Consider the following 25,995-nt stretch of genomic DNA (forward strand, 5'->3'; position numbering starts at 1 on the left):
TCGGCCAGCCCGATATGCTGCAGCAGGCCGGTGGTCACCATGTGCCAGGTGCCGTAGAGGCGCGGCAAACCAATCAGCACCACCGGTATCCATGACCTGAGGACGACCGCGACAGCGATCGTCGCAATGTACACGGCAACATGCCACCGCGCGGCCGTCACGGCCTTTGCCCATTCCATTTCCGGAACATAGCTCTTCTCCTCGTCGGACAGCTTGCCGAACGCCTGACGCACGAGCGTCGGCAGCGAATAGCGGAAATCGAGGATGCCGGTGAAGGCCAGCGCCGCCTTCAACAGGTCCGGCGGCCGCATGACGGCGATCTCGGCGTCGCGGCCGACGATGATGGTGTCGGTGTGGTGGCGGGCATGGCTCCAGCGCCATTGCACTGGATTGCGCATCAGCATGAAGGAGGCGATGTGGTACACGACATCATTCATCCAGCGCGTGCGGAAGGCCGTGCCATGGCCGCATTCGTGCCAGCGCGAGTCACTCGACGAGCCGTATAGCACGCCGTAGACGAACAGGAACGGCACCACCCACCATGAGCCCCAGAACCAGATAATGCCGGCGGCCGACCCCAGGATCGCAACAATCCAGATGATGGTGTCGCGGATCGCCGGCCCGTCGGAACGCTGCATCAGCTCCTTCATCACCTTGCGGGGGACATCGGTGTGGTACCATTCGGCGGAGGCCAGGCCGGTCTCGATCGCGGCCCTGGTGCTTTCACCGACCAGGCTGTAATCCCGCTTTTTTGCCATCGTCTTCACACGGGCCTCCAAACTTCTCGCACCGCTCGCAATCCGGCCCGCCGGCCGGAGGGCTTGCTTTGAATACATGTCGCGCTCATGCCGGGCCCGCCAGTCTCCGGAAATTGCCGGAGGGCCGAGGATAATCCTGTTCGGGCTGGCGGGCGATTGCCGCAATCCTGTCTTCGGCGCCGGCGATAGCTTCCCTGCCGTCCAGGACCCGGAACACGGCATCGTAGGCGCGGCCTTCGTCATGCTCCAGCCAGATCATCTCGCCGCGTTCGCGCGCGGCGAGATCGCCGAGCACATGATGCGTCGATGGCTCGATACCCAGCGCATACTGTCCGGCCTGGAAATTCTGCCATTGATAGGCGCAAGGCAGCTGGTCTTTCCGCGTCACCATTTCGAAGCCGAGGCCGAGCCGGTCGTTGACCACCGCCACTGGTACCTCGCCCTTTCCATCGGCGTCCATTTCATGCTGCCAGACCTGTTCGCTGAACCCCATTCGCGGTTCCGGCACGGTGCGGTAGCCGACCTTCTGCGCCTCATAGCGCTCGCCGGCATGGCCGGCCCAAACCACGTCGCGGATTGGCGCGAGGTAGCGCGAGCCCTCGTCAAGCAGGGGATGACTGACATTCACATGGTAGAAATACATATGCGGCGTGCGATTGAAGCCATGGTTCACGACGCGGTCGGACAGCCGGATCTCGTTGCCGCCGACATCCGCCTCGATCCGCCGGATCAGATGCAGATCCTCGCCGAACACCGCCGATTGCTGCACGATGCCTTCCGCCCACAGCACGCAGCGGTCGCCGTCCCACGCCTCACCGTAGCCGGTCAGCCGTGCCGGGATGGTGCCGACACGGCCATGCAGCGAATGGATCACGGTCTTCTTGCCGGGATAGTTGTAGTTCTCGGCCGGCACCTCTTCCCGACCCAGTATATGGTCGAGGCCGCAGGTGACCAGCAAACCGGAAAAGGAGCGTGCCCAGGCCAGCCCCCCTTCCCCCTCATAGTCGTGAAGACCGGGGTTACGAAAACCGCCCGGCGAGTGCCAGCCGATCGCCTGGCCCTTGAAGTCGCAATCGGCGATGTCGAGCGCGCGGTCGACGAGTGCGGTGAAGCGCAGGCCGGAGCCGGTGCGGAACTCCAGCATGCGGATACCGCGCTCCACCCCGTCGCCGAGCGTCATCAGCCGCACGCCGGCGAACTGCGACAGCATGCCGGAGCGTTCCGAGACCTGCCGGCGCGAGAGCGTCTTGCCGTAAAGCTCTACCATGCCGTCACTGCGCCCTCTTCATCAGAGCCGACAGGTCGGCGCCGGTGATGATGCTTTCCACGGTCAGCAGATCGGTATCGGCGACCGTCTGCTCGGCAACGATCTCGCCGCGGCGCATGACGATGATGCGGTCGGCAACCTCGAACACGTGATGGATGTTGTGGGTGATGAGCAGCACCGAATGGCCGGCCTGACGCATCTCCTTGACGAAGCGCAGCACGCCATGGGTTTCCTCGACGCCGAGATTGTTGGTCGGCTCGTCGAGGATAATCACCTTGGCGGCGAACTGCATGGCCCGCGAAATGGCGATCGACTGGCGCTCGCCGCCCGACAGCGTTGAGACCAGCGCGTCGGCGTCGAGTTTCTTCGAGATGCCGACGCGCTTCAGCAGGGAGGAGGCAGCATCGCGCAGCTTGGCGAGATCGAGCGGCGCAAACACGCCCAACCATTTGAAATTGACCGGTTCGCGGCCGAGGAAGAGGTTGCGCGCGATACTGAGATCCGGCGCCAGCGACGTATCCTGGTGGATGGTCTCGATGCCGAGATCCATCGCGTCGCGCGTCGAGCGGATCGAAACCTTCTGCCCACGCACATAGATGTCACCGCGATCGACCGGGAAGACGCCGGAGATCGCCTTGATCAGCGTCGATTTGCCGGCGCCATTGTCGCCGAGCAGGGCCACTATCTCGCCTTCTCTCAGCGTTAGCGAGGCATTCTTCAGCGCGCGCACGCTGCCGAAGGATTTTTGCAGGTTCTGCAGCCGAAGCACTTCTTGCATCATCGTCAGCTCCTTGCCGCGTTTTTCTGCAGCAAAGCATGCAGGATGAGCATGGCGAGGATGATCATGCCGACGAAGATGTTGTAGGCGAGGCCGGGCACGCCGACGAGCACGATGCCGTTGCGGATGGCGCGCAGCATCAGCGCGCCGACGATGGTGCCCAGGATGGTGCCGCGTCCGCCGGTCAGCGCCGTGCCGCCAACCACCACCATGGCGATCACTTCGAGCTCATAGCCTGTGCCGGCCACCGGCGATGCGGCCGAAATACGAAAGGCGCTGATCATGCCGGCAAGCCCGGCCAGCACCGAGGTGGCGATGAACAGCCAGATCTTGACGGCGTCCGCCGGCACGCCGCGCGCCACCGCCGCGTTGCGGTTGGAACCGATGGCGCTGATCCAGTTGCCGAGCTTGGCATAGCGCAGGACGTAGATTGCGAGCAGGGACAGGCCGACGAACCACCACAGCGAGGTGTAGAAGCGGAACGAGCCGATATTGAAGCTGCCGGCAAGCAGCGTCACGAAGAAGCCAGGCTGGTCCCACGACTTCAGCGGGAAACCCTGGGTGATGTAGAGGGCCGCGCCGCGCACGATCAGCAGCATGGACAGGGTCACCAGGAACGACGAGATGCCGATCTTGGTGACGATCACCCCGTTGATCGCCCCGATCGCGATGCACAGTAAAAGTCCAGCCAGAAGGGCGACGCCGATATCCACCCCGCCGTTCTGCACCAGAAGCATCACGATCACCGGCGCCAGGCCGAATACGGCACCGACCGACAGGTCGAACTCGCCGGCCGTCAAAAGCAGCGTCATGCCGAGCGCGATGATGCCGAGCTCGGGCAGGAACGCCATCATGTTGGAGATGTTGAGCGGCGACAGGAAATTGCCGTCCGCGACCGCGAACACCACGAGAAGGACGACGAGGATGATGAACGAGGAAAATTGCGGCGAGCGCATCAGCCTCGACCTGCTCCTGGCGCTTGTTGCGCCCTCTTCCGCGGTGACTGCCATGACGTTCTGAACCATGCTGTTTGCAGGCGCCCGCCGCCGGCGCGGCGGGCGTCCATCTTCACTTCTTGTCGTAGAGTTTGAGGATCGGCTCGACGCTCGAGGCGTCGTAGAGACCGAAGGTATGGATGTCGTAGCCGATCGGCTCGCCCGAGGCGGCAAGCCCGAGCAGCGCCACCGGCATGAAGCCCTGTGCCGATGGGTACTGCCAGGCGGCCGCGTTGACGAAACCGTCCTTGACGGCTTGCGCTGTCTCCTTCGAATTGCCCCAGCCGACGACCGGGATCTTGCCGGCCGGCACGCCGGCGCCGTCGAAGACCCGCTTGACGCTGGCCGCCACGGAATCGCCGAGCGCGATGATCGCCGGCGGATTGTTGGCAACCATATAGTCGGTCATCTTGGCGATGATGCCGGCCGGATCGGTGCCGCAATCAACCACGTCGTACTTGATGCCGAGCGGATCAAAGACGCTGGCGATGCCTTCGGTCTCGAGCTGCTGATAGCTGGCGCCGGGGACTTCGACCGGCAGGAAGACCTTGTCGCCCTGCTTCACCATCTTGTGGTCGACAAGATACTTTGCCCAGATCGCCCCTGCCTCCTTCAGGTCGGCGCCGACATAGGCCTGCCGCCCCGTCGCCGGGTCGTCGGTGTTGAAGAACACGATCGGGATGCCGGCGGCCTTCGCGGCCTTGACCTCCTCGGTCCACAGGCCGGGCTGCGCCGAGGTGGTGGCAATGCCGTCGGGCTTGGCGGCAAGCGCGGAATTGAAGGCTTCCTTCTGCGCCGCCATGTCGCCGCCGCTGAAGGAGATCTTGCAGGTCACCTTGAGCTGGTCGCAGGCCTTGGTAGCGCCGGCGTTCCAGTCGATCCAGAAAGCGTCCGACGGACCGCCATGCGACAGCAGATAAAAGGTCTTCTGGCCGTCCTGTGCCTGCGCGGCCGACCCGAACGCGATGCCGGCAAGCACAGTCGCGGCGGCCGCCAATTTCAATGCAAATTTCAACATTGCTTTCCTCCTTGTTTGGAGCCGTGCCGCCATGCACAGGCGGCGCGGCCGGCCGTCACAGGCCGTTGGCGCGGAACTTCCCGTCGAGGAATGTCTTGGCGCGCGGCACGTCGTCTTCCGACAGGTGCTCGATGATGACCGGAATGTTCGGGTGCTTCTCGGCAAGCCGCTGAAGATAAAGGTCGTAGTTGAGCGAGCCGAGGCCGGGCGCCGGCAGTTCGATCTCGCCGACGCCGCGGAAGGTGTGGCTTTCCATGGCATCCTCATCGCCGATGTCGGCGTGCTTTTCCGACTTGTCGCTGCCCGAGCGCTTGACGTCCTTGGCATGCGCTATCTTGATTTTGTCCGTCAACGTGTCGAACACCTGGTTCAGGATCTGGTCCATCCTGTCGATGTTGTGCGTCTCGAAGTAGTTGGTCGGGTCCATCAAGAGGCCCAGGCCGGGATGGTCGACCTGCGCGAACATCTTGACCGTTTCCTCGACCGAGCCGACGACGTTGTTGACATAGGTTTCGAGCAGGAAGACCGCGCCATGGTCATAGGCGGTTTGCGCAAGATCAGCGATCACCTTGCGGCATTCCTCGAACCCCTCCTCGGTCTTGTTCTTGGGGTGGTGCACCCAGTCGGATTCGGTGTTGTAGGTGCCGGTTTCCGAGATCACGTAGGGCGAGCCGAAATGGCGGGCGTTGCGGATGATTTCCTTGAGGTAGCCGACGCGCTTGTCGCGCTCTGCCTTGTCGGGATGGATGATGTTGGTGTAGCCCGACACGCAGCAGACCGGCAGGTTGTGGTCGCGGAAGACATCGCGCACGGTCTTGGCCTTGTCTTTGGTGATCTGCCCGGCCGACAGGTCGATATCCCTGAAATGCAGATCGAGCTGCACCGTGTTGAAACCGAGCCCGCGGATCTTCTTCGCCGTCTCTTCGAGGCCGTACGGGAAATAGCCCGTGAAAATACCTGCCTGCATCATGGTGTGAATTCCTCCCTGTAAGCGATTCAGTTACCAGTGATTTCAATTGATCGGGTTTGTCGAGATTTCGGAAAGCTTGACCGTGCGGCCCGAAGCGATCGAGCGATAGCCCGCCTCTACCAGCGCCATGGTCTTGACGTTGTCGGCGACGGAAAGCGCCGGTGGCGTGCCTGTCTTCACGGCGTGCTGGAGTTGTTCCATCACGCCGATGAAAGCATGCGGGAACCACATCGTGTCCCAGCTTGGGCTGACCCACTCGCCATCCGTTGTCTCGGCCGAGGCATAGGTGAGCGTCGAGGCCGCACCGGTCGGCCAGCCGATCGTGCCCTTGGCGACGCCCTTGGTGCCGTCGACGCGCCAGTTGATGTGCTGGTCGTCCTTGTAGCCTTCTTGCCGCGGACCGGACCAGACATCCTCCAGCGACACGGCGAGCACGCCGGACGGGAAGCGCAGCGTCGAGACGGTGATGCCGTCGGTGTGTTCGAAAGTCGTGCGCGGATCCTTGCGCGTCAGCGTGGTGATCTCATCGGGATCGCCGAACAGGAAACGCAGCACGTCGAGATGATGCACGCTCATGTTGGCAAGCGTCAGCCGGTCGTACTCCTCGAGGAAGCCTTGCCAGTGCGGGATCGCATGCATGTCGATCTGCGCGAAGACGACGTCGCCGAGCGCGCCGCTGTCGATGATCTGCTTCAGCACGCGCATCGACTGGTCGTAGCGCATGTTCTGGTTGACCGAGAGGATCTTGCCCGCCTTCGCCGCCTCGTCGCGCAGCTTCACCGCTTCCTCGACCGACAGCGCCAGCGGCTTCTGCGCCAGGATCGCCTTGATGTGCTTCTGCTTCAGCGCGTGGCGGATCAGCGCCGGCTGCTGGTCCGGTGGGAAAGCCAGGTCGATGATCTCGACTTGCGGATCCTCGATTAGTCGTTCCGGCGTGTCGTGGACGGTCGGAATGCCCCAGCGCGTGGCGACCTTCTGCGCATTCGCCCTTGTACGCGAAGCGATCGCCACGACAGGAAAGCCTGCTTCCTTATAGGCCGCGAGATGGCATTCAGCCATGATCATGCCGGCGCCGACGCAGCCGATCTTGAATTCGCTGGTGCGAACCTTCACGTCCGGCTCGAAGCCTTTGCCTGCCATGTCTTCCTCCCAGAATTCTGTCTTCGCGGCCGTCGTCATCTCGCCAACGCGCCTCCAGATGCTGGCAACCGGAGCCGCGGCATGCGGATCGGATCAGGCATTGGAATTCCCTCCCTCGGGGCCAATGTTTCCTTCACGAGCCCATGAGGGATATTGACGGCAGTCACGGAAGGCTGTCAACATCATGAATAATCAAAACACCTCACAATCTAGCAGAAAGGCGAAGGAATGCGTCATACCGGAATCCATACACCGCTCCTGATGCCTCGATTTGATGGGAAATCTATCTTCCCACGGCGATGCGATCCTGCCGGGCGGTCTGATTTAGCCCGGCGGCTTGCGCATCGGCCAAGGCCGGATACATCATTTCCCATCAGAATCGCGGATGGCGAAGAGCAGTCGCCACCCGGCCGGCGGTCGGCATTGCGTGATCCTGATGCATTGAGGAGATGAAAGACGGTGCGTTCCACCCTGACTGACATAGCCCGGGAAGCCGGCGTTTCCGCCGCCACCGTCGACCGTGTTCTCAACAACCGTCCGGGGGTGCGGGCGCGCACGCGCGAAATCGTGCTCGAAATGGCGCAGCGTCTTGGCTACATCGCCGAAGGCGCGAACGGGGCACCTCTCAAGCCCTTGTCCGGCGATGTCATCCGGCTCGACTTCGCGCTGCCGGCCGGCACCAATTCCTTCATCAAGATGCTGCATCGCCACATCGAAGCCCAAGCCTTGGCGCGGCCGGATCTCGATGTCCACATCGCCACCATAGAGGGCTTCAATCCCGACCGGCTCGCACGCCTTTTGCAGGATCTGCGCGGCCAGACTCAGGGCGTCGGCGTCATCGCGCTCGACCATCCGACGGTGCGCGAGGCGATCCGCTCGCTGTCGGCCAACGACGTCAAGGTGGTGACCATCGCCTCCGACATCCTGCATGTGCCAAGGGTCGCGTATATCGGCATCGACAACCGCGCCGCCGGGCGGCTGGCGGGCTATTTGCTCAACCGTTTCATGGGGTCGGAACGTCCTGGCAAGGTGGCGCTGTTCGCCGGCTCGCTCTCCTATCGCGGCCATGAGGAACGCGAGATGGGATTCCGGCACATATTGGCCGAGGAATCGCCCAATCTGGAGATCGTCGAAATGCGCGAGATGCTTGACGACCGCGAAAAGGCCTATTCGGAGGCATCAGCCCTTCTGGAGCGGCACCCCGACCTGGCCGCGATCTACAATGTCGGCGCGGGCAACACCGGCATTGCCCGCGCGCTCAAGGAGCGCGGCCGTGCGATATCGATGGTTTTCCTCGGCCATGAGGTAACCGAAGGCACCAAGGAGCTTCTGCTCGACGGCACGCTCGACGCGGTCATCGACCAGAACCCGCGCGTCGAAGCGCGCGAAGCGCTCAACACCTTGACCCACGCGGTCCGGAGACTGCCTTACGAATTGCACCAGCCGAGGCTCCAGGTGATCTTCAAGGAGAACATCCCGGAGATCTGACACTCTCTGAAATGGAGCGGCGCCGGAACCCCTGCCCGTTCAGCACGCCCGCTACTGGACGGCTGCGACTTCCGCGCCGGCCGCGTCGACAAAGCTCTTGTCGATCCATTTGCCGTAGTCGATCGAGCCCTTCAAAAGCCCGGCACCGGCCATGAATTTCTCTTCGCCCTTGAGCGCCTCGATCGCATCGTCGGTCAGCCTCGGATCCTGGTGGAAAACGCCGTCCGCATAGGTCTTGCGTACCGATTTCTCCGACGACTTGGTCGCCTCGACGAATGTCTTGATCGTCTCGTCGGGATGGGCATCGGCCCAGCGCGAAATCTCGATGTCGACCTTCAGCAGCCGCTTGACCAGGTCGGGATATTTCGCCGCGAAGGCACCGTTGACCGAAATAACGTTCGGCACGTTCCATTCCGGATGGGTGCTGGTGTCGAAGAGCACCCGTGCCTCGCCGGTGTCGACCAGCTTGGCCGCGGTCGAATCCGTTTCGACGAGGGCGTCGATGTCGCCGCGCAGCAGTGCCGGGCCGGATGCCTCGAAAGGCAGGTTCAATCCCTCGACATCACCGGTCGTCAGGCCGACGCTGTTCAGCGCCTTGCTGAAATTCGAGTGCCGCACCGTACCGGTGAGATAGGCGACCTTCTTGCCTTTGAGGTCCTGCAGCGTCTTCAGTGGAGAGTCGGATTTGACCACGATATACGAGCCGCCCGACCGCACATAGCTCGACAGGCCAATCAGCTTGACATCGGCGCCGGAGGCGGCGACGCGCAACGCGGGATTGTTGCCAGTATAGGTGAATTCGATGGCGCCTGTCGCAAGCGCCGTCGTCGCCTCGGAGCCGCCATTGAAGGTGACAAGTTCGACCTTGATGCCGTCCTTGGCGAACTCCTTTTCCCACCAGCCGTCCTTCTGTGCGAGGACGAATTTGAGGTGCCCCGGCGCGGTGCTGCCGATGCGGATGAATTCGGGCTTGTCCTGCGCGAAGGCGGGCATGCCGCCAAGGCCGATGACGACGGCAATGGCGCCCTTCAGGAACAGCCGGCGAAATCCGTCGAATGCAATGTTGGACATGAGGAAAATCCTTGCTGATTGGAATGAGTGAACGGCTCAGATGAGCGAGGACTCGGACTGGCCTTTCCAGGCGGTCGCCCAGCGCTCGAACCAGACGAGCAAATAGTTGACGGTGAGCCCGATGACGGTCAGCGTCAGGATGCCGGCATACATGTCCGCCGTTTCCATCATCAACTGCGAGTTCTGAATAAGGAAACCGAGGCCGGATTTGGCCGCCAGCATCTCGGCGCCGATCACCGCGAACAGCGACGACTTCACCGCCAGCCTTGCGCCGGCGACAACAGAGGGGATGCTGGCCGGCAGGATAACCTTCCGGAACAGGTCGAAGTCGGACGTACCCATCGAGCGCGCCGCCTTGATCAGCAGCGGATCGACCGACTTGACGCCGCTGATCGTGTTGACCAGCAGAAAGAAGACCGAGGAGTAGAAGGTGATCGCCACCTTCGATTCCTCGCCGATGCCGAGCAAAAGGATGAACACCGGAAGCAGCGCGAATTGCGAGGTGTTGCGCAGCGTCTGCACAAGCAGGTCAGAGACCTTCTCGAACAGCGAGTAGCGCCCCATCAGCAGGCCGAGCGGAATGGCCACCACCACGCCGAGAGCGAAGCCGATCGCAGCGCGCTGCAGGCTGATGCCGATATGTTCGACCAGAACGCCCGAGGCGAGCAGGTTCCACCAAGCGACCAGCACCTCGCTCAGCGGCGGAAAGAAGATGCGGTTCAGCCAGCCGAGCCGTGGCGCGATTTCCCACACGAGAAAGAACAGGCCGAGCAGCGGCAAGCCGTAAAGGAAAGTCCCGTGGCTCGTCCCTTTGCGCCGGACCTTGGCACTGTGGGCGGTGATGGCCGGGACTCTTGCGGCGGCCGCCGTCTCGCCGGCGCCGGCAAACAGATGAAGAGCGCCGGCAGGGCCGAACTTTTCGGTAAGATAAGCCATGGCTCTACCTCCTCAATGACTGAAGGCTGGCGACAGCGTCCAGTCCTTTTGCGCCTTGTTGACCTCATCGCGCAGCGCGTCCCAGACGCGGCCGCGATATCCGTTGAATCCGGCGCTGGCGCGGATGTCCCCGTCGCGCGGCCGTGGCAGGTCGATGTCTATGATCTCCTTCACCGCGCCCGGCCGCGCCGTCATCACCACCACGCGGTCAGCGAGGAAGATTGCCTCGTCGATCGAATGGGTAACGAAGATCACTGTTGTCTTGATCTTGCCCCAGATCCGCAGCAACTCGCCCTGCAGGAGCTCGCGCGTCTGCTGGTCGAGTGCGGCGAAGGGTTCATCCATCAAAAGCACTTCCGGGTTGCTCGCCAAGGCGCGAGCGATCGCCACGCGCTGCTGCATGCCCCCGGAGAGCTGGTTGGGGAAACGGTCCTCAAAACCGGCAAGACCGAACAACGATAACAAATGGCGCGCCGTCACCGTGCGCTCGGCCTTGGCGACGCCACGCACCTCCAGCGCGTATTCGATGTTGGCCAGCGCCGTGCGCCAGGGAAACAGCGCATATTGTTGGAAGACATAGCCGGTCTTAGGATCCGGCCTGGTGATGCGCCGGCCGTCGAGCTGGACATCGCCGCCGCTCGCCTGCGTCAGCCCGCCGATGATGTCGAGCAGCACAGATTTGCCCGAGCCGCTCGGGCCGACCAAAGTGATGAACTCGCCTTTGCGGATCGAAAGATCGACGCCGTCGAGCACGGTGACGCGGTCGGTCTCCTCGCCGTCGACGGTGACGAACTGCCCCGGCTTGAGCAGAAAGGTCTTCTTGATATCGCTGACGACGATGCGGTCCATGTCCTGTCGCTTCCTATTGCGCCACGCGGATGCGGTGCGTCGGGTCGAATTCAGAGCCGCCGGCCTTGCCGCGCTTCCAGCCGAGCGCGCGGGCGTAGCCGCCGAACAGTTGACGTGCCTCGACCTGCGCTTCCGTGATGCCGGTCGGCCCCTCGGCGAACTCGGCCACGTAAAGCGCGTCGGTCGGGCAGTAGATTTCACAGAGAAAGCAGGTCTGGCAGTCGTCCTGACGGGCGATCACAGGCGCGCCGTTCTTGGTAGCGTCGAACACATTGGTCGGGCACACCTTGACGCAGATGTCGCATTCGACGCAGCGCGCGGCCGAGACGATCTCGATCATGACGCCAGCTCCGCCAGGCGCTCCGGCGCCCCGGCAATGCGGAAGTCGTCGACGCCGGTGATGACCAGCCGATGCGCGAGGGCCGGGTTCTTGCCCTGCAGATCGGTGCGCCGATGCATGCCGCGGCTTTCTGTCCGATGCAGCGCGGCCGCCACCGACCAGCGCCCCGCGGCGGCGATCGACGCCGCCTCGCGCGCGCGGACCCGGTCCACCCCTTCGCCCCGCAGATGGTCGCGCACGTCGCGCCAGACACTCTCCAGCCGCCCCCGGCTTTTCTCCAAGCTCTCGCCGTTGCGGAAGAAATTTTTGTCGAGCGGCGTCACCTCGTTGCGCACCGCCTCGATGACCTCGCCCGCAGCGATGTCGGCACGCGGCGAGGCCGCCGGGCGCAGGCCGGCCTGACCGAGTGGTTCAACGGTGTCGCGGAACGCCCTGCCGCCGCGACGCTTCGAATGGGTCGAGGCGCCCTTGCCCGCCCACCAGCCGCTGGCCAGCGCCCAGGAGGAATTGACGGCGCCGCCGCCCGATACCGCTCCGGTCATGATCTCGCGGCTGGCGGCGTCGCCTGCGACATAGAGGCCGGGCACGCCGGTGGCGCAGTCGTCGGAGACGATGTCGATGCCGCCGGTACCGCGTACCGTGCCTTCGGCGCGCAGGGTGATGCGGAACAGCTCGGTGAATGGATCGACACCGGCGCGGTCATAAGGCACGAAGCAGTTCGGCTGCCCTTGGCGCAACCAGCCTTGCAGCGCCGGCTCCGCCTGATCGAGCCGCGCATAGACCGGTCCCCCGATCAATGCGCGCGCCACCTCGTCCTCGCGGTCGCCGATGCCGTTGCGCAGCGGCTTACCGGCAGGGCCCAGGATCGGCGATCCATCCTCGCGATGGAATGAGGCCCAGCGGAACGGCAGCCCCTTGTTCAGCGAAGACCCAAAGGGCGCCAACGTGTATTTGCCGGTAAACTCCATGCCCGACAGGCTGGCACCGGCCTCCGCCGCCATCAGATAGCCGTCGCCGGTCAGTCCAGTCCCGCCGAGGATGCGCTCACGGAAAGCGCAGCCGCCGGTCGCCAGCACCACTGCGTTGGCGTCGACGCGCCAGTCCTGGCCGGCCTGCCGGCCGATACCGGCCGCGCCTACGACGGCATCGCCATCCGACAGGAGTTCCAGCGCCGGATGATGATCGAGCACGGTAACACCAGCCAGAAGCACACGGCGGCGCATGAAGCGCATGTAGTCGGGCCCGCGCAGATTGGCGATGTAGAGCCGGCCGTCATCCTCGCTCGGGAACGGATAGCCCCACTCGGAAAGCCTGAGCAGGTTGCGATAGGCCGTGTCGACGCAGCGCAGCATCCAGCGCTGGTCCGCAAGCTCGCCGGTGCGCTGCCAGCGTCGCTCGACCACCGCATGCCTGTTGTCGCCCGGCGGTACGCACCAGGTACCCGTATTGGACGGCGCGGTGGCGCCGCTGGTGCCGAGATAGCCCTTGTCGGCCAGCACCACCTGCGCGCCGCTTTCGGCAGCGGCGACCGCCGCCCAGGCTGCGGACGGGCCTCCGCCCAGCACGAGCACGTCGGTCTGGAGTTGCAGCCTGTCGGACGCGGATCTTTGAGACATGGACATGGATGCTCTGCGAAGGAGTGCGAGGCGCTAAGCAGCGCGCGCAGCGCCCGAGAACCACGCCGGCTCATTGCCGGCGCTCCATTTGATGTTGCAGCCGATCGACGGCACCTGGCCGGCGGCGGGCCTGCCGCCCTCCAGCACCGCGTCGACCGCCGCGCGCAGGTCGTTACCCGTCACCGCCTTGCCATTGCCCGGCCGCGCATCGTCGAACTGGCCATGATAGGCAAGCCGCCGGTCGGCGCCGAACAGGAAGAAGTCGGGTGTACAGGCCGCGCCATAGGCTTTCGCCGTCTGCTGCGAGGCATCCTTGAGATAGGGGAAGGAATAGCCGAATTTCTCCACTTCCTCGCCGATGCGGGCCAGCGTCTCTTCGGGATGCGCCTCATGGTCGTTGGCATTGATGGCCACCACTTGCAGCCCCTTGCCCGCATATTCCCTGGCGAAAGCGGCAAGCTGCTCGCGGATCAGCACGACGAAAGGGCAGCGGTTGGAGATGAAGGCGACGAGCAAGGCGGGCTTTGCATCGAAATCGCCGAGCCGGTGCAGCACGCCTTGGGCGTCGGGCAGCAGGAAATCGGCCGCTTTGGTGCCAAGCTCGATCGAGTTGGATTCTGTCTTCGGCATTGATGCGCTCCCTTCTTGCTGCCGCTCAGACGGTCCATGCCGTGCAGCGCCGGACGAAGTTAGTCTATGAATTTAGTAGAATTATAGGCTAGACAACCCGCCTCCGGTCAACCGCGCCGCTTGGAATATCCTGCCAATGTTTCGGGCCGGGCGAAAAGTTTGTTCGAACGGAAGGCCGTTTTGAAAGAAATGAGATTTGGCGGGGAGCGAAGCGCCCACTGCCTTCGTCGTCCGCGTCGAGCTTGGTCAGGAAACGGTTTCCTTGCGGACAATTGCCCTGTCCCCGCCGACATCGATCGCGATCCGCTCGCCGGAAACAATGCCGTCAATCTCGCAGACCACCAGCGGCATGCTGATCCCGTAGAGAAATTCCGCGACGATGGCGCCCACTGCCAGGATCGGGTCAGGCCGTTCCAGGAGGATGCCGGCCGGCGCCGTGCCCCTGCGGATTGCCTCGGCCAGCACCGAGGATGAGGACGAGGAGCCGCGCCCGCTCGGCATGATCAGGATTTTCCCGGCGACGTTCTGGCCGAGGCCAGGATGCGAGTGATCCGTTATGTCGCCTGTCGTGGCATCAACGCCGCCCCAGAAGCTCAGCGGTTGCGAGAATACCAACGCCCGACCCTCGGCACTCCCGGCCAGTTGGAAGGTGCCGGATCGCTGGACGACGCCCGGTTCCACCGGCGCGGTCATGACGCGCCCCGCACGACATGCCCCACCGCGGCGGAGCGGATGCAATCCGCCATATCCGCGAACGCAACCGTCACGCCGATATTGCCCGGAGCGTAATGCGCCCATTTGCCGGAATTGGTCATCACCACGCCGTCGAGCCGTTCCAGAATCGCAGTGACATAGGTGCAGGTGTCGGCGACGGGGATCAGGCCGAACGCCTGTGTGCCATCAAGCGCGCCCTCCTCCTGCAATCGCGTCAGCGTCGCGCGACCGGTGTTGACATAGATCGGGATGCCCCTGCCCGGCGCGATGGCACGCAGCAAGGGTAGCAGGCGCATCCATTCCGCATGCGAGAAATGCGGAGTGCCCAGCGACACGGCCGCCAGCGGCGCCCCGTCGGGTACGCGCGACAGCTTGGCGAGTGCATGATCGATATCGGCGCGCGTGATGCGGATCGTCTCTTCCGGCGCTTGACCATGGAACGCCTCGTCGAGCGTTCCCGCTTCGGGCGTGATGCCGACCGCATGGAACAGCGCCACGGCGCCGGTAGTCGCTGCTGCCGCGCCCAGCGCCTTCAGCTGGTCCTCGTCGCGCGGCCGTGGCAGACCTGTGACAACCGGAACGCGATCGCCGCTGGGTTGCCCGATGATCAGTCCGACGCCGACGAACAGGGCGTCGCTCGGCTCTGGCTCAGCAAAGTCCAGCTCGAACAGGATGCGGCCGCGCCGGTTCTCGCTCAGATGCAGGCCCCAGGCCGGCGCGCGGCCCGTCATGGCGCAGCACAGGTCGATGAAATCGCCATAGCGGTTGGTGCGCGCGCCGATCACCGAATTTGCAAACACGATGGCGTTGGATTCGCCCCAGGCGATCTGCTGCCCGAAACCTGGCCGGAACCGCGTCTGGTAGGGCGCACAGGTGAAGGTCGCCTGGCAGCCGAGCTCGATATGCGCCTTCATCAGCCGCCGCGCCGGCGCTTCCTCCGCCGCCGGCATCTTCACCATGCCGGGATGGATGAGATCGAATGAGCCGACATTGAGCGTCGTCGGCACCTGCACGCGGCCGCCGCCCTCGACCAGCCGTTCGACGAAATCGAGCCCTGCCGTGCCATGGTAGAGGCAGCCATCGATATGGGCGCCGGCAATGTCGAGGAGGCTGTCCGCTCCGACGGCTTTGGAAAAGGCGACGAGGATCTTCATGGCCGCGGCCGCCGACGGCCCTTGCTCGCCGTCGAGCATGGATTGGTCCTCGGCAGTCAATTCCAACGTCATTGCCGCTCTGGCCCCTACTCGATCTTATGGCGCGAAGGAACGCCAGCAGTTCAGTGAACTACCCCGCAGGGATCAACACCGTGCTCTGCGGGGACCAGCGTAGTACGACATGCTGACCTTCCGCCAGCCTGTCAGCGCCGGTGTTCTGGACGATGACCTTCAGCGTCTGGCCGGCACGCTCGACAAAGTAGGTGCTGTTGTTGCCGGCGAAGATGCGTTTGCAAACCTGGCCCTTCAGTATGTTGGCATCGCCGTCCGAAGTTCCGGCATCCAAGGCAATCCGAATACGCTCCGGACGCACGGCGCAGCTTGCCTTTGCGCCGGCGGCAAGCCTGGCGCCGGCCCCGGCGGCGATCGTCGTGCCGTCCGCCAAGCGGATGCCGTTGCCGGTGGTATCGCCGCGAAAGATGTTGGCATCCCCGAGGAAGATGGCGGCGAATTCGCTTTTCGGCCTGTCGTAGATCTCCTCCGGCGGCCCTTCCTGCACCAGCCGGCCATAGCGCAAGATACCGATGCGGTCGCTCATCGTCAGCGCCTCTTCCTGGTCGTGGGTGACGAAAATGGTTGTGATGCCGATCTCGCGCTGGATGCGCTTGAGCTCGATTTGCATGTCGACGCGCAGCGCCTTGTCGAGCGCGCCGAGCGGCTCGTCGAGCAAAAGCACGCGTGGCTTGGTGACGATGGCGCGCGCCAGCGCGACCCGCTGGCGCTGGCCGCCGGAGAGCTGATGCGGCTTGCGACCGCCGAGCGAGCCGAGCTGAACGAGGTCGAGCGCGCGTTGCACCTCGGTGGCAATCACCGCCTTGGCCTCGCCGCGCACCGACAGGCCGAAGGCGACATTGTCGGCGACGCTCATATTGGGGAACAGCGCGTAGTTCTGGAACACCATGCCGATGCGCCGCTTCTCGACCGGTACCCGCTCGACGCTCTCGCCGCCGATGGCGATGCGGCCGCTGTCGGGAAAATCGAAGCCGGCGATTTGCCTGAGCAGCGTGGTCTTGCCGCTGCCTGATGGCCCAAGCAGCGCGTAGAAGCCGCCATCGACGAAATCGATCGAGACGTCGTCCAACGCCTTGTGCGCGCCGAAGCTGCGCGAGACGTTTGATACCTGGACGCCCGCCATTATTTCTCTCCGCCGAATTTGAAGAAGCGCGCTGTGAGCAGCATCAGCGCCATCGACACCACGATGATGATGGTGGAGACCGCGTTGATCTCGGGCGTGAAACCCTTGCGGATCGCGGCGTAGATCTCGACCGGCAGCGTCGTCTGCCCCGGCGTCGCCAGGAAGTAGGACACCACGAACTGGTCGAACGACACGGCGAACGCAAACAAGCCGCCCGCGATCACACCCGGCATGATCCACGGCAGCGTAACCCGGTTCGTCACCTGCCACTGATTGGCCCCGAGCGAGCGTGCCGCCTCTTCCAGCTCCGGCGCGAAGGTTTGCAGCCGGGCCGAGACGACGACGATGACATAGGGCAGCGCCAGCGCGACATGGCCGAGCAGGATGGCGAACAGGCCGCGTCCAATGCCGATGCCGAAGAAGAAGATCAGCATCGCCGTGCCGGTGATCAGCCAGGGAATGGCGATCGGTGGGAACAACAGCGCCTGCAGGAATTTCTTGCCGCGGAATTCATTGCGGTAGAGCGCCAGGGACGCCGCCGAGCCGAGCACGGTCGAGATGACCGTGGTGATGACGGCGATCTCGATGCTGTTCCAGGTGGCGGCGATGAGCTGGTCGTTCTGCCACAGCGAGGCGTACCATTCCGTCGTCCACTCGAATGGCAGCTGGTAGAATGGCGAGACGTTGAACGACATCAGCGCCATGATAATGATGGGCAAATACAGGAAGGCGAGCAGCACCGCGATATAGAGGCGGCCGAGCCACTCCAGGATACGCGTCGTCGCCATCACGCCACCCTCCGCAGCACCGGTGCGGCCAGCGCCAGAATGATCAGCACGACGGCCAGCAGAATGAAGGAGAGTGCGGCCCCCAGCGGCCAGTTGAACACGGCGACGAACTGGTCCTCGATCACCGTGCCGTAAAAGGTGCCGCTGCGGCCGCCGAGGATCCGCGGCTCCATGAAGGAGCCGACGACGGGCACGAATATGAGGGCCGCGCCCGCCACCAGGCCCGGCATCGATAGCGGGACAATGACCCGCTTCAGCACCTGCAGCCGCGAGGCGCCGAGCGAGCGTCCGGCCTCGAGCAATGAATCGTCGATCGCCTGCAAAGTGAGATAGCAGGTCAGCACCATGTAGGGCACATAGGAGTGCACCAGTCCGATGATGATCGCCGGATAGGAATACATGAGGTCGATGTTGATCTTGAATGGCAGCACAGCGTTGAGCGCGGTGTCGAGAATGCCGCCTTCGCGCAAAACCATCGCCCAGGAGAAGATGCGCACCAGCCCGTTCGACCAGAACGGCAGGATGACGAGCAGGAAGATCGCCTCGCGGCTGCGCCCCTTCAGCACCTTGGCCAGTACATAAGCCGCGGGATAGCCGATGACGATGCACCACAAGGTCACCTCGAGGCCGAGGCGCAGCGAGGCGAGCAGCAGCGTCAGGTAAAGGTTCTGCGAGAAGAAGGCGGCGTAGTTGCCAAGCGTGAACGCCCACGGCTTTCCCGTCAGCGGCAGGTCGGTCATGAACGAGAAGAACACCATGGCCGACAACGGCAGGAAGATCGCCACCGTCAGCCAGAGATAGGCGGGCGCCAGCAGCGGCAGTGCCGACCTCAGCCCGCCGCGCACTGCGACCGCACCCTCTGCTGCCATGCTATCCTCCTCCCCGGATTGGAAGGACCAACCGGCGCGAACGCCGGCTGGCCCTGGCGCGGGTTTTACTTCACGTCGACCTTGAGCTGCTGCCAGAGCGTAAGATAAGCTTCGCGCTGCGCATCGGTGATCGGAGCCTGGAACTGGATGCGCTTGGCGACTGTGGGATCACCCATCACCTTGCGGTTGAACGAATCCTCGGGCAACGCTTCCACCGCCTTGGTGTTGGCCGACACCGGTGCACCGACCTTGGTGACCCATTCGACATAGAATTTCGGATCGATCATGTAATTGATGAAGGCTTCGGCGCCCGCGACATTCTTGGAGCCGACCGGGATGGAGAAGGCGTCCAGCCAGGCGACGGCGCCTTCCTGCGGGATCACGAGCGAGACCGGCAGCTTGAAATGCGTCTTGGCGCGGTCGGCCGAACCGCTCCAATAGGTGCCGATGTCGATCTGGTTGGAAGCCACCATCTGGTTCCAGTCGTTCTCCGAGCTCCAGAAGGTCTTGATCTGCGGCATCAGCGAGGTGAGCTTCGTCTTGACCGCGTCCATATCCTTGATGTCGTTGATGTTCTGGCCCGTCGCGATGGCGCCGAACTGCACCGCCTCGACGGCGTCGTCGCGGATGACGACGCGGCCCTTGTGGGCGGGATTCCACATTTCGGCGATCGACGTCGGCGGCTTGTCGAAGGACTTTTCGTTGATGGCAAGGGCGGTCAGGCCCCACACCCACGGCACGCCATAGACCTTGCCGTCATGGTCGAGCATCGGCGAGTTCGCCTTGTCCTTGCTGATATCGGCATAGTTGGGCAGCTTGGAGGTGTCGATCGGCTGGATCAGCTTTTCAGCCATCGCCTGGTCGTTGAAGGCGGCGTTGATCATGACGACGTCATAGAGGCCGGGATTGGTGCGGATCTTGGTCAGCATTTCCTGTTCGGAATTGAAGAAGTCGTTGACCACCTTATGGCCGGTCGCCTTCTCGAAGGCGGCGATCGCCCATGGCTCGTCGGCGCCGTAGCCCTTCCAGTTGAGCACGTGCACTTCATCGGCCTTGGCGGCAAAAGTAAGTGCGGAGGTGAAGACGGCCGTCGCCGTCAGCAGGGCAGTAAAGTCAGGCATGCGCATGTTCGTTCCTTCTTTTGTTTGCCCGCTTCCCGGGCTTAATCAGGCTGTCTGATGGGCCTTCCGGTTCTGGCCTCGCGCGCCGGTCGAGCCACCGTCGGCATGGCTCAGGAAAGTCCGGATCTCCGCGTCTGTGGGCGCGGATGAACCGCCATGGCGAGTGACCGAAATGGCCGCCGCCGCATTGGCGTAGCGCGCCGCCTCGAAAGGCAGCATGCCGCGCGCGAGCGCACTTACGAAGGCGCCAATATGAGTGTCGCCGGCGCCGTTGGTATCGACCGCCGCCACCTTGAAACCGGGAATGGTCCCGGCGGAACCGTCCGCCAGTCGGATATGGCAGCCCCTGGCGCCGCAGCGGATGACGACGCCGTCGGCCTTGGGACAATGATCGGCAAGCAATCGCGCCGCAAGGGCGTCGGCATCGCCCGGGCCGGCAATGTCGGCGGCTTCCGTCGTATTGCAGCTCAGCCAGGTCGTGCGGGCGAGCACCCGCGACAGGGTGGCGCGCGAAATGTCCGAAACGACCGGCGTCGGGTCGAAGACAAGTGGAATGTCCGCCGGCAGCGTCTCGATCCAGTCGGTGAGCGCGTCGCGGCTGCCGGGATAGCTCAGCGTATAGCCTGACGTGAACACCCAATCCTCGGTCGAGACCAGCACCGGAGCCATCATGTCGAGGCTGAGCACGCTCTCCGCCCCCGGCCACGACACGAAGGTGCGTTCGGCATCGCTGGAGATCATGGCGACGCAGTTGCCGCTATCCATCAGAGGCGAAGGCTGCGTCAGAATGTTGATATCTTCGACGGCGAAGGCGGCGCGCAGGAAGTCGCCATTGGGTCCGCTGCCGAGTTGGCCTGCGAATACCACCTTCATCCCGGTGCGGATTGCCGCGACCATCATGTTGAAACCGCCACCGGCGACCTGCGCATAGCTCGAAGCCGTCTTCTCCGTGCCCGGCGCCGGCAAGGCATCGATACGGTAGACATAGTCGACCACCGCGCTGCCGATATGGACGAGACGCGCGCTCATGCCGCCGCGTCCTTGCCGGGGCCGGCCTGCTCCAGGCGACTGTGCGAGGTCCGCGCTGCGACGAGATCGGCGGCGAGCGCACGAACGCCCGCCATGTCAAAGCCTTTGAGGCGGGCGATGCGGTCCTGCGGCAATCGTGAAAGGCCGGTGCAGGCGCCGGCCATGCCTGCGGCGATGGCGCCGATCGTGTCGGTGTCGCCGCCGAGATTGGCGCTGATGACCGCCGCTTGCCAAGCATCGCCGCCGGCGACCTCCAGCACAGCAAAAGCGGCCGGAACGGACTCCTGGCTGGCAACGCCGGTGCCGACCAGATCGGTGATCAGCCGGACCGCGTCTCGTGGCGCCTTGCCGCGGATCAGATCCTGCGCCCAGGCGACGCGCGCGGCGATGTCGCCGCCGGTCACCCAGTGGCCGTGTGTCGCCCCCCGCCTCGCCGCCGCGACGGCGCTGTCGGACGCGGCGCGCCAGTCGCCGCCGGCGATGCCGCGGCTGACGGCGGCCGCGACCGCCGCGGCGGAGGCAATGGCGATCGAGGTGTTGTGTGTCGCCCGGCAGGTTTCGGCCACCTTGTCGACGAGCGCATCCAGCGGCTCCGGCTGCATCATGATGCCGAGCGGCGCGATGCGCATGGCCGCGCCATTGGTGTCGCCGCCGCGCCCAGCCTCCTCGGCTGGCACGCCCTTGTTGATGGCGTCGATGGCGCGCTTGGTCGACGGTCCCAAAAGGTCGTAGCTGCCGCGCGCCTTGACCTCGCGCTCCCAGTCGAGCAGCGCGTTGACCCAGCGCGCATGGTCGAAGCGGTCGCCTGAGGCAACCAGGATGCGGCCGAGCAGCAGCGCCTGCTCGGTATCGTCGGTGATAGTCCCGGCCGGCAGCCCTTTCGACACCGGATGATCGGCAAAGGGCGAGACGAAATCCTCGACATGGCCGTAGAGTTCGGCGATGCGCTGAGGCGACAGAAGCTGCGTCGGCATGCCGAGCGCGTCGCCCAGCGCCCCGCCGACGAGCGCACCCATGGCGCGGTCCATCTCAAGCTCGTTCTCCGGCATCGCTCAGAACCTCATATGCAGCGCGAAATGGGCGGGATTGAGCAGGCTGGTGACATATTCGACCGGCCGCTCATCGGCCGCACGCGTCAGGCGACGGCCGCGCAGGAAGGGTGTGCCTTGCGGGCACCCGAGGATAGCGGCGTCATGGGCGTTCAACATCTCGATGTCGACCCACTCCTCGCCATGGTCGGGTACAAGCCCCGCTTCGCGTAGCGTCTGGTGCAGCGAGCCTTCGCGCAAGCCCCGCAGAGGCACGTCCTCCAGCTCTGGCGACAGCGGCAGGCGGCTGCGTTCGATGGAGATGGCATGGCCGTCGCTGGCATTGGTGCGGACCCGGTCGACGGCGATGAAGAGCGGACTTTCGACGCCTAACAGCACGGCAAGGTCGTGGTCTTCGATCACCTCCAGCCGCAGCGTCCGCGTTTCGGCGTTGGCGCCGGCATTGGCCAGCGCGCGCGACCAGCCGATCGCATCATCGACCGGCTTGCCGTCAAAGGTGACGAAGGAGCCGATACCGACCTTTGTGGTGATCAATCCGCGGCTGGAAAGTTCCTCCAAGCCTTTGCGCACCGTGTTGCGGCTGACGGAGAAACGCTGCACGAGTTCGTTTTCGCTTTGCAGACGGTCGCCGAAACCCAGCACGCCGGAGCGGATCTCGTATTCCAGAACGGTGGCGATCTGCTCGGGCTTGCCCGTGCCGGGAGACAGTTTGATCGCGCTCCGCTTCATATTCGTACCTGTATAGTGAACCTGTCTAGTCCTGTTTAATCTCTCCTCGTATAGCGGACTTGTCAATGGGACGGGTCATGTGCCCCGATGCACTGCTTTCGACGATCCGCCGGCCGCAGGCGGCAACGAAGAAGGAATTTCCCCAGTGCTGGACGCGTCGCACCGTGTCGCGATCCTGCTGCGGTGACCCTACCGGCAGAAGAACGAAAGCCCGCTCCGGGAACCCGGGCGGGCCTTGGAGGAGGACAAGGGGTGGGACCTCTCCTCTTGCTTTCCACGGGGGGTGTGGACCGAAATCACCTTACGGGAGTTTCGCCAGAGGCCCGATCACAAGCCTGTTTGCCCGCATCACGATCCGGTGCGCACCGGCATCGACATTGGTCACGGGATCGCGATCAGCGACCAATGCATGTCGCCCAAACAATGCATGTCGCCCAAAAGCGGCTCTCGCCTTGTGAGAACGACGTGCACGACGCGCTTTAGATGCGTCCGAGCACGACCAGAATAATGACGATCAGCAACACAAGCCCCAGCCCGCCGCCACCATAATAACCGGTTCCGTAGAACGGACCGCCGCCGAGGCCACTGAAGCCGCCGAGCAGGGCGAGGATAAGGATGATGATAAGGATGGTTCCAAGACTCATGGCTTCCACTCCCGCAGGCACTTGCGCGCCGGTTCGGCACTTCTGGGTTGAGAATGTTGCTCACAGACAACGCTTTGAACGCGTTCGCGTTCCACCTAATGCATGACGTCGAGAAGGCGACGGCGCAATTCGTGCAGCAGTCCTGCCGCAATGGCGGGGCTTTCCGACCGGCCGACGCGCAGGATACGAATAAAGCTGAAGGAACGTGACTACGGCGTAAACGGCGAGATTGTAGAAGGATAAAGCCGACAGCAAAAACAGGCGGTTGAGCGTCAAGATCGGATCCACTTCGACTTATCTCGATCTTGCATCGTCAGATCTGTGAGAGCGGATTTGCAATTCATGCTTGCATTTCTGGAACAAATAAGGAACAGTAGGGAACCTAGCTGCCAAGGCGGATTAAAGTTTTGGGGGGACCAGCGATATGATGAGGTGGAAGGATGCGGGGCTCCTCGCCGCCGCGATCGCGCTGACAAGCCTTGCGCCCGACCGGTGGCCCTCAGCCGGGCTTGGCGCCGCTCTCGCCCGGAACACGCCTGCGCTCGCAGCCGAGAAGGATTATGCAACCTGCTTCGGCGAGGACATCGAGTCGGACAAGCGCATTGTTGCCTGCTCCGCGATTGCGGAGGACGCCGCAGAGCCAGCGCGCAGCCGCGCCACAGCCTATTTCCAAAGGGGCGTCGCTCTCGGCGACCAGAAGCAATACGACCGATCGATCGCCGACTACAGCGAGGCGATCGCGCTCGATCCGAACGACGCTTCCGCGTATCTCAACCGCGGCGCCGACTGGTTCAGCAATGGAGACGACGACCGTGCGATCGCGGACTTCAACATCGCCATCAGCCTGGAGCCGTCCTCCAGCGATGCCTACAGCAACCGTGGCCTCGCCTTCCTGCACAAGGGCAAGACCGACGCGGCCATCATCGATTTCCAACAGGCAATCGAGGCGGACCCTCAGAATGGCAAGGCGCATGCGGGCCTGGGCATCGCCTGGGACAGGATGGGCGACCCGAAACAGGCCCTGGCCGAGTATGACGAGGCGGTCCGTATCGATCCCAACAACATATTGGCCAATGTCAAACGCGGTATCGCCCGCGCCGCCGAGAGTGAGTTCGATCCCACTGTCACCGATGACGATGCTGAACAGGCGCCCGGCGAGAACTTATCCGCCGCCAAGGATACGACCAGCAATCGCGCAGCCGCAAAGACCTTGATCGAGCGTGCGGGGATGCGGCTGTCGAAGTATGGCCTCGAGGGCGCGCTTCTCGATTTCGACAAGGCGATCAGCCTCGATCCCGACAATGCGGACGCCTATCTCGGGCGCAGCCGCGCAAGGACACTCAAGGGAGACAGCGCCGGAGCGGCGGCGGATTGCCTGCGCGCCATCGAGCTTGATCCGACGCGGGCAGGAAGCTGCGGCGCTCAGCTTGCCGCCGACCAAAGCAAGCCGGCACCGTTGCCGGACACCCAACAGCAAAAGCAGCGAGCCGTCGTTCCGGATATCACTGCCACCCAAGACACGCTGGCCGCAAGGGTTCTGGAGGCGACCGATCCGCGCGCCCTCGAAGCGATCCTTGGCGGCGATGCCTTCCTGGACATGGGCAAGTACGATCAGGCGATCGGCGCCTACAACAAAGCGATTGCGCTCGATCCGAACAACCGGTTCGCCTATTACGGCCGCGGCAAGGCCCAGGCCGCCAAACGCGTTTACGAGCAAGCGATCGCCGATTACGACACGGTCATCCAGCTCGCCCCCAATTTTGCTGCGGCTCATTCTCGCCGGGGCCTCGCCAAGATCACGTCAGGCGATGCCGAAAGCGCTCTTGCCGATTGCAGCCGGGCTTCAACACTCGATCCAAAGGCGCGCGACGCCTACTTCTGCATCGGCATGGCCTGGCACGCCAAGGGCGACGCGGGGCGCGCGATTGCCGCCTATTCGATAGCCATCGAGATCGATCCGAAAGACGACGCCAGCTATTATGGGCGCGGCATGGCGCGTGCTGACATGAAGGACTATGACGAGGCAATCGCCGACTTCGGCCAGGCGATCAAGCTCGATCCCGACAATCGCGATTACGCGGTCGCCCGTAAGGCGGCTGTGGCTGCGAAGGGACAGGGCGATATGGCGGCCGCCACGCTCGGCGCCGTCAGCTCGGCGGCGGCCACCGCCAGTTCAGCCGCCGGTTCGGCCGCACCGAGCGATACTGATTCGGCCGCCAAGGCGCTTTTCGCCAAGGGTCGGAGGCTGTATGAGAAAAATGACTATGACGGCGCCATAGCCCTGTATGGCAAGGCGATCGCACTGGTCCCGGCATTTCATGACGCCTATCTGGCCCGGGCCATGGCTTGGGAGGCGAAGAACGATTATGCTCATGCTGTTGCCGATTACACGCAGGCGATCGCGATCAATCCGAAGATAGCCGAGACCTACTACAGTCGCGGCCAGAACCTCAGGTTCCAGGAAAACTACGACGGGGCGTTTGCCGACTTCGAAAAGGCCATCAATCTCAACCCCGCGGACGCAAGGGTCTATGCCGATCGAGGCCTCCTATGGATGGGAGGGCACGAGGACGTCGCCGCGCTGCGCGATTTCGAAAAGGCCATCAGCCTCGATCACAAGAACCCCTTTGGCTATTTCGGTCGAGGCGTGATCCGAACCAGCAGAGCGGACTATGAAGGGGCCATCGCGGATTTCAGCCAGGCGATAAGGCTCAAGCCGGATTTCGCAACCGCCTACGAGGCGCGGAGCCGGGCGTGGGAAGCCAAGGGCAACCGCAAGCGTGCTCAGGCCGATCGCAAGAAGGCACTGAGCCTCGGGGTAGATTAGACGGGCTTTTCGGGAGGGCG

General features: G+C 63.8%; 25 protein-coding genes. 2 read left to right on the plus strand and 23 right to left on the minus strand.

The features are described from left to right. The 7 genes from FJ979_RS16835 to FJ979_RS16865 form a co-directional block, all read right to left on the minus strand. Nucleotides 1-758, minus strand: a 758-nt coding sequence (locus FJ979_RS16835) for a fatty acid desaturase (protein ID WP_140582672.1), incomplete at its 3' end; no start/stop codon positions are given. Nucleotides 759-843: 85 nt separating this feature from the next. Next, a complete protein-coding gene (locus FJ979_RS16840) occupies nucleotides 844-2,025 on the minus strand; it encodes an aldose 1-epimerase family protein (protein WP_140515871.1) in 1,182 nt (393 codons plus the stop codon). A gap of 4 nt (nucleotides 2,026-2,029) precedes the next feature. Continuing rightward, the gene (locus tag FJ979_RS16845) at nucleotides 2,030-2,806 is read right to left on the minus strand and encodes an ATP-binding cassette domain-containing protein (RefSeq protein ID WP_140499887.1); all 777 of its coding nucleotides are present in this window, start codon (nucleotides 2,804-2,806) and stop codon (nucleotides 2,030-2,032) included. A gap of 2 nt (nucleotides 2,807-2,808) precedes the next feature. Continuing rightward, nucleotides 2,809-3,828, minus strand: a complete 1,020-nt coding sequence (locus tag FJ979_RS16850; protein WP_181168640.1) for an ABC transporter permease — start codon at nucleotides 3,826-3,828, stop codon at nucleotides 2,809-2,811. Nucleotides 3,829-3,871: 43 nt separating this feature from the next. Next, a complete protein-coding gene (locus FJ979_RS16855; protein ID WP_140561048.1) occupies nucleotides 3,872-4,816 on the minus strand; it encodes a substrate-binding domain-containing protein in 945 nt (314 codons plus the stop codon). A gap of 55 nt (nucleotides 4,817-4,871) precedes the next feature. After that, on the minus strand, nucleotides 4,872-5,786 hold the full coding sequence (locus FJ979_RS16860; protein ID WP_140567567.1) for a sugar phosphate isomerase/epimerase: 915 nt from the start codon (nucleotides 5,784-5,786) through the stop codon (nucleotides 4,872-4,874). A gap of 42 nt (nucleotides 5,787-5,828) precedes the next feature. Then, on the minus strand, nucleotides 5,829-6,926 hold the full coding sequence (locus tag FJ979_RS16865; protein WP_140582286.1) for a Gfo/Idh/MocA family oxidoreductase: 1,098 nt from the start codon (nucleotides 6,924-6,926) through the stop codon (nucleotides 5,829-5,831). A 459-nt stretch (nucleotides 6,927-7,385) separates the two neighbouring features. Between FJ979_RS16865 and FJ979_RS16870 the strand changes: the two genes are divergently transcribed. Beyond that, nucleotides 7,386-8,414 (plus strand): LacI family DNA-binding transcriptional regulator, encoded by a 1,029-nt coding sequence (locus FJ979_RS16870; protein ID WP_140557930.1) that lies wholly within the window; start codon nucleotides 7,386-7,388, stop codon nucleotides 8,412-8,414. 51 nt (nucleotides 8,415-8,465) lie between these two features. On the opposite strand, the gene FJ979_RS16875 is transcribed toward FJ979_RS16870, so the two are convergent. The 16 genes from FJ979_RS16875 to FJ979_RS16950 all read right to left on the minus strand — a co-directional run bounded on the left by FJ979_RS16875 (nucleotide 8,466) and on the right by FJ979_RS16950 (nucleotide 23,148). Next, nucleotides 8,466-9,485, minus strand: a complete 1,020-nt coding sequence (locus FJ979_RS16875) for an aliphatic sulfonate ABC transporter substrate-binding protein (protein WP_140582289.1) — start codon at nucleotides 9,483-9,485, stop codon at nucleotides 8,466-8,468. Nucleotides 9,486-9,521: 36 nt separating this feature from the next. After that, nucleotides 9,522-10,421 (minus strand): ABC transporter permease, encoded by a 900-nt coding sequence (locus FJ979_RS16880; RefSeq protein ID WP_140582292.1) that lies wholly within the window; start codon nucleotides 10,419-10,421, stop codon nucleotides 9,522-9,524. A 12-nt stretch (nucleotides 10,422-10,433) separates the two neighbouring features. Next, nucleotides 10,434-11,270, minus strand: coding sequence for an ABC transporter ATP-binding protein (locus tag FJ979_RS16885; protein WP_140499899.1), 837 nt, complete (start codon nucleotides 11,268-11,270; stop codon nucleotides 10,434-10,436). A gap of 13 nt (nucleotides 11,271-11,283) precedes the next feature. Further along, entirely contained in the window at nucleotides 11,284-11,610 is a 327-nt protein-coding gene (locus FJ979_RS16890) for a ferredoxin family protein (protein ID WP_140582294.1), read from the minus strand. Beyond that, nucleotides 11,607-13,232, minus strand: coding sequence for an FAD-binding protein (locus tag FJ979_RS16895; RefSeq protein ID WP_140582297.1), 1,626 nt, complete (start codon nucleotides 13,230-13,232; stop codon nucleotides 11,607-11,609). The genes FJ979_RS16890 and FJ979_RS16895 overlap by 4 nt, the downstream gene beginning before the upstream one ends. Before the next feature lie 27 nt (nucleotides 13,233-13,259). Beyond that, nucleotides 13,260-13,856: a thioredoxin family protein gene (locus FJ979_RS16900; RefSeq protein WP_140515885.1), complete on the minus strand. Its 597-nt coding sequence runs from the start codon at nucleotides 13,854-13,856 to the stop codon at nucleotides 13,260-13,262. Nucleotides 13,857-14,102: 246 nt separating this feature from the next. Beyond that, nucleotides 14,103-14,549, minus strand: coding sequence for a DUF126 domain-containing protein (locus tag FJ979_RS16905; RefSeq protein ID WP_140521548.1), 447 nt, complete (start codon nucleotides 14,547-14,549; stop codon nucleotides 14,103-14,105). After that, nucleotides 14,546-15,796: an aconitase X gene (locus FJ979_RS16910; protein WP_140582300.1), complete on the minus strand. Its 1,251-nt coding sequence runs from the start codon at nucleotides 15,794-15,796 to the stop codon at nucleotides 14,546-14,548. Before FJ979_RS16910 ends, FJ979_RS16905 begins: the two co-directional genes overlap by 4 nt. Nucleotides 15,797-15,854: 58 nt before the next feature. After that, on the minus strand, nucleotides 15,855-16,919 hold the full coding sequence (locus FJ979_RS16915; protein WP_140582303.1) for an ABC transporter ATP-binding protein: 1,065 nt from the start codon (nucleotides 16,917-16,919) through the stop codon (nucleotides 15,855-15,857). Continuing rightward, a complete protein-coding gene (locus FJ979_RS16920; RefSeq protein WP_140499911.1) occupies nucleotides 16,919-17,707 on the minus strand; it encodes an ABC transporter permease in 789 nt (262 codons plus the stop codon). The genes FJ979_RS16915 and FJ979_RS16920 overlap by 1 nt, the downstream gene beginning before the upstream one ends. After that, nucleotides 17,707-18,576 (minus strand): ABC transporter permease, encoded by an 870-nt coding sequence (locus FJ979_RS16925; protein ID WP_140499913.1) that lies wholly within the window; start codon nucleotides 18,574-18,576, stop codon nucleotides 17,707-17,709. Before FJ979_RS16925 ends, FJ979_RS16920 begins: the two co-directional genes overlap by 1 nt. Before the next feature lie 65 nt (nucleotides 18,577-18,641). Beyond that, a complete protein-coding gene (locus FJ979_RS16930) occupies nucleotides 18,642-19,703 on the minus strand; it encodes an ABC transporter substrate-binding protein (protein WP_140499914.1) in 1,062 nt (353 codons plus the stop codon). 39 nt (nucleotides 19,704-19,742) lie between these two features. Beyond that, nucleotides 19,743-20,726, minus strand: a complete 984-nt coding sequence (locus FJ979_RS16935; protein ID WP_140521544.1) for a PfkB family carbohydrate kinase — start codon at nucleotides 20,724-20,726, stop codon at nucleotides 19,743-19,745. Further along, entirely contained in the window at nucleotides 20,723-21,775 is a 1,053-nt protein-coding gene (locus FJ979_RS16940) for an ADP-ribosylglycohydrolase family protein (protein WP_140499917.1), read from the minus strand. Before FJ979_RS16940 ends, FJ979_RS16935 begins: the two co-directional genes overlap by 4 nt. Before the next feature lie 3 nt (nucleotides 21,776-21,778). Then, on the minus strand, nucleotides 21,779-22,504 hold the full coding sequence (locus FJ979_RS16945) for a GntR family transcriptional regulator (RefSeq protein ID WP_140499919.1): 726 nt from the start codon (nucleotides 22,502-22,504) through the stop codon (nucleotides 21,779-21,781). Between the two features lie 479 nt (nucleotides 22,505-22,983). Further along, nucleotides 22,984-23,148, minus strand: coding sequence for a DUF3309 family protein (locus tag FJ979_RS16950; RefSeq protein ID WP_023757858.1), 165 nt, complete (start codon nucleotides 23,146-23,148; stop codon nucleotides 22,984-22,986). Nucleotides 23,149-23,572: 424 nt separating this feature from the next. On the opposite strand from FJ979_RS16950, the gene FJ979_RS16960 reads away from it, so the two are divergent. Next, nucleotides 23,573-25,975: a tetratricopeptide repeat protein gene (locus FJ979_RS16960; protein WP_140582306.1), complete on the plus strand. Its 2,403-nt coding sequence runs from the start codon at nucleotides 23,573-23,575 to the stop codon at nucleotides 25,973-25,975. Nucleotides 25,976-25,995: the final 20 nt, after the last annotated feature.

Source organism: Mesorhizobium sp. B1-1-6 (assembly GCF_006443035.1).
Taxonomy (GTDB): domain Bacteria; phylum Pseudomonadota; class Alphaproteobacteria; order Rhizobiales; family Rhizobiaceae; genus Mesorhizobium.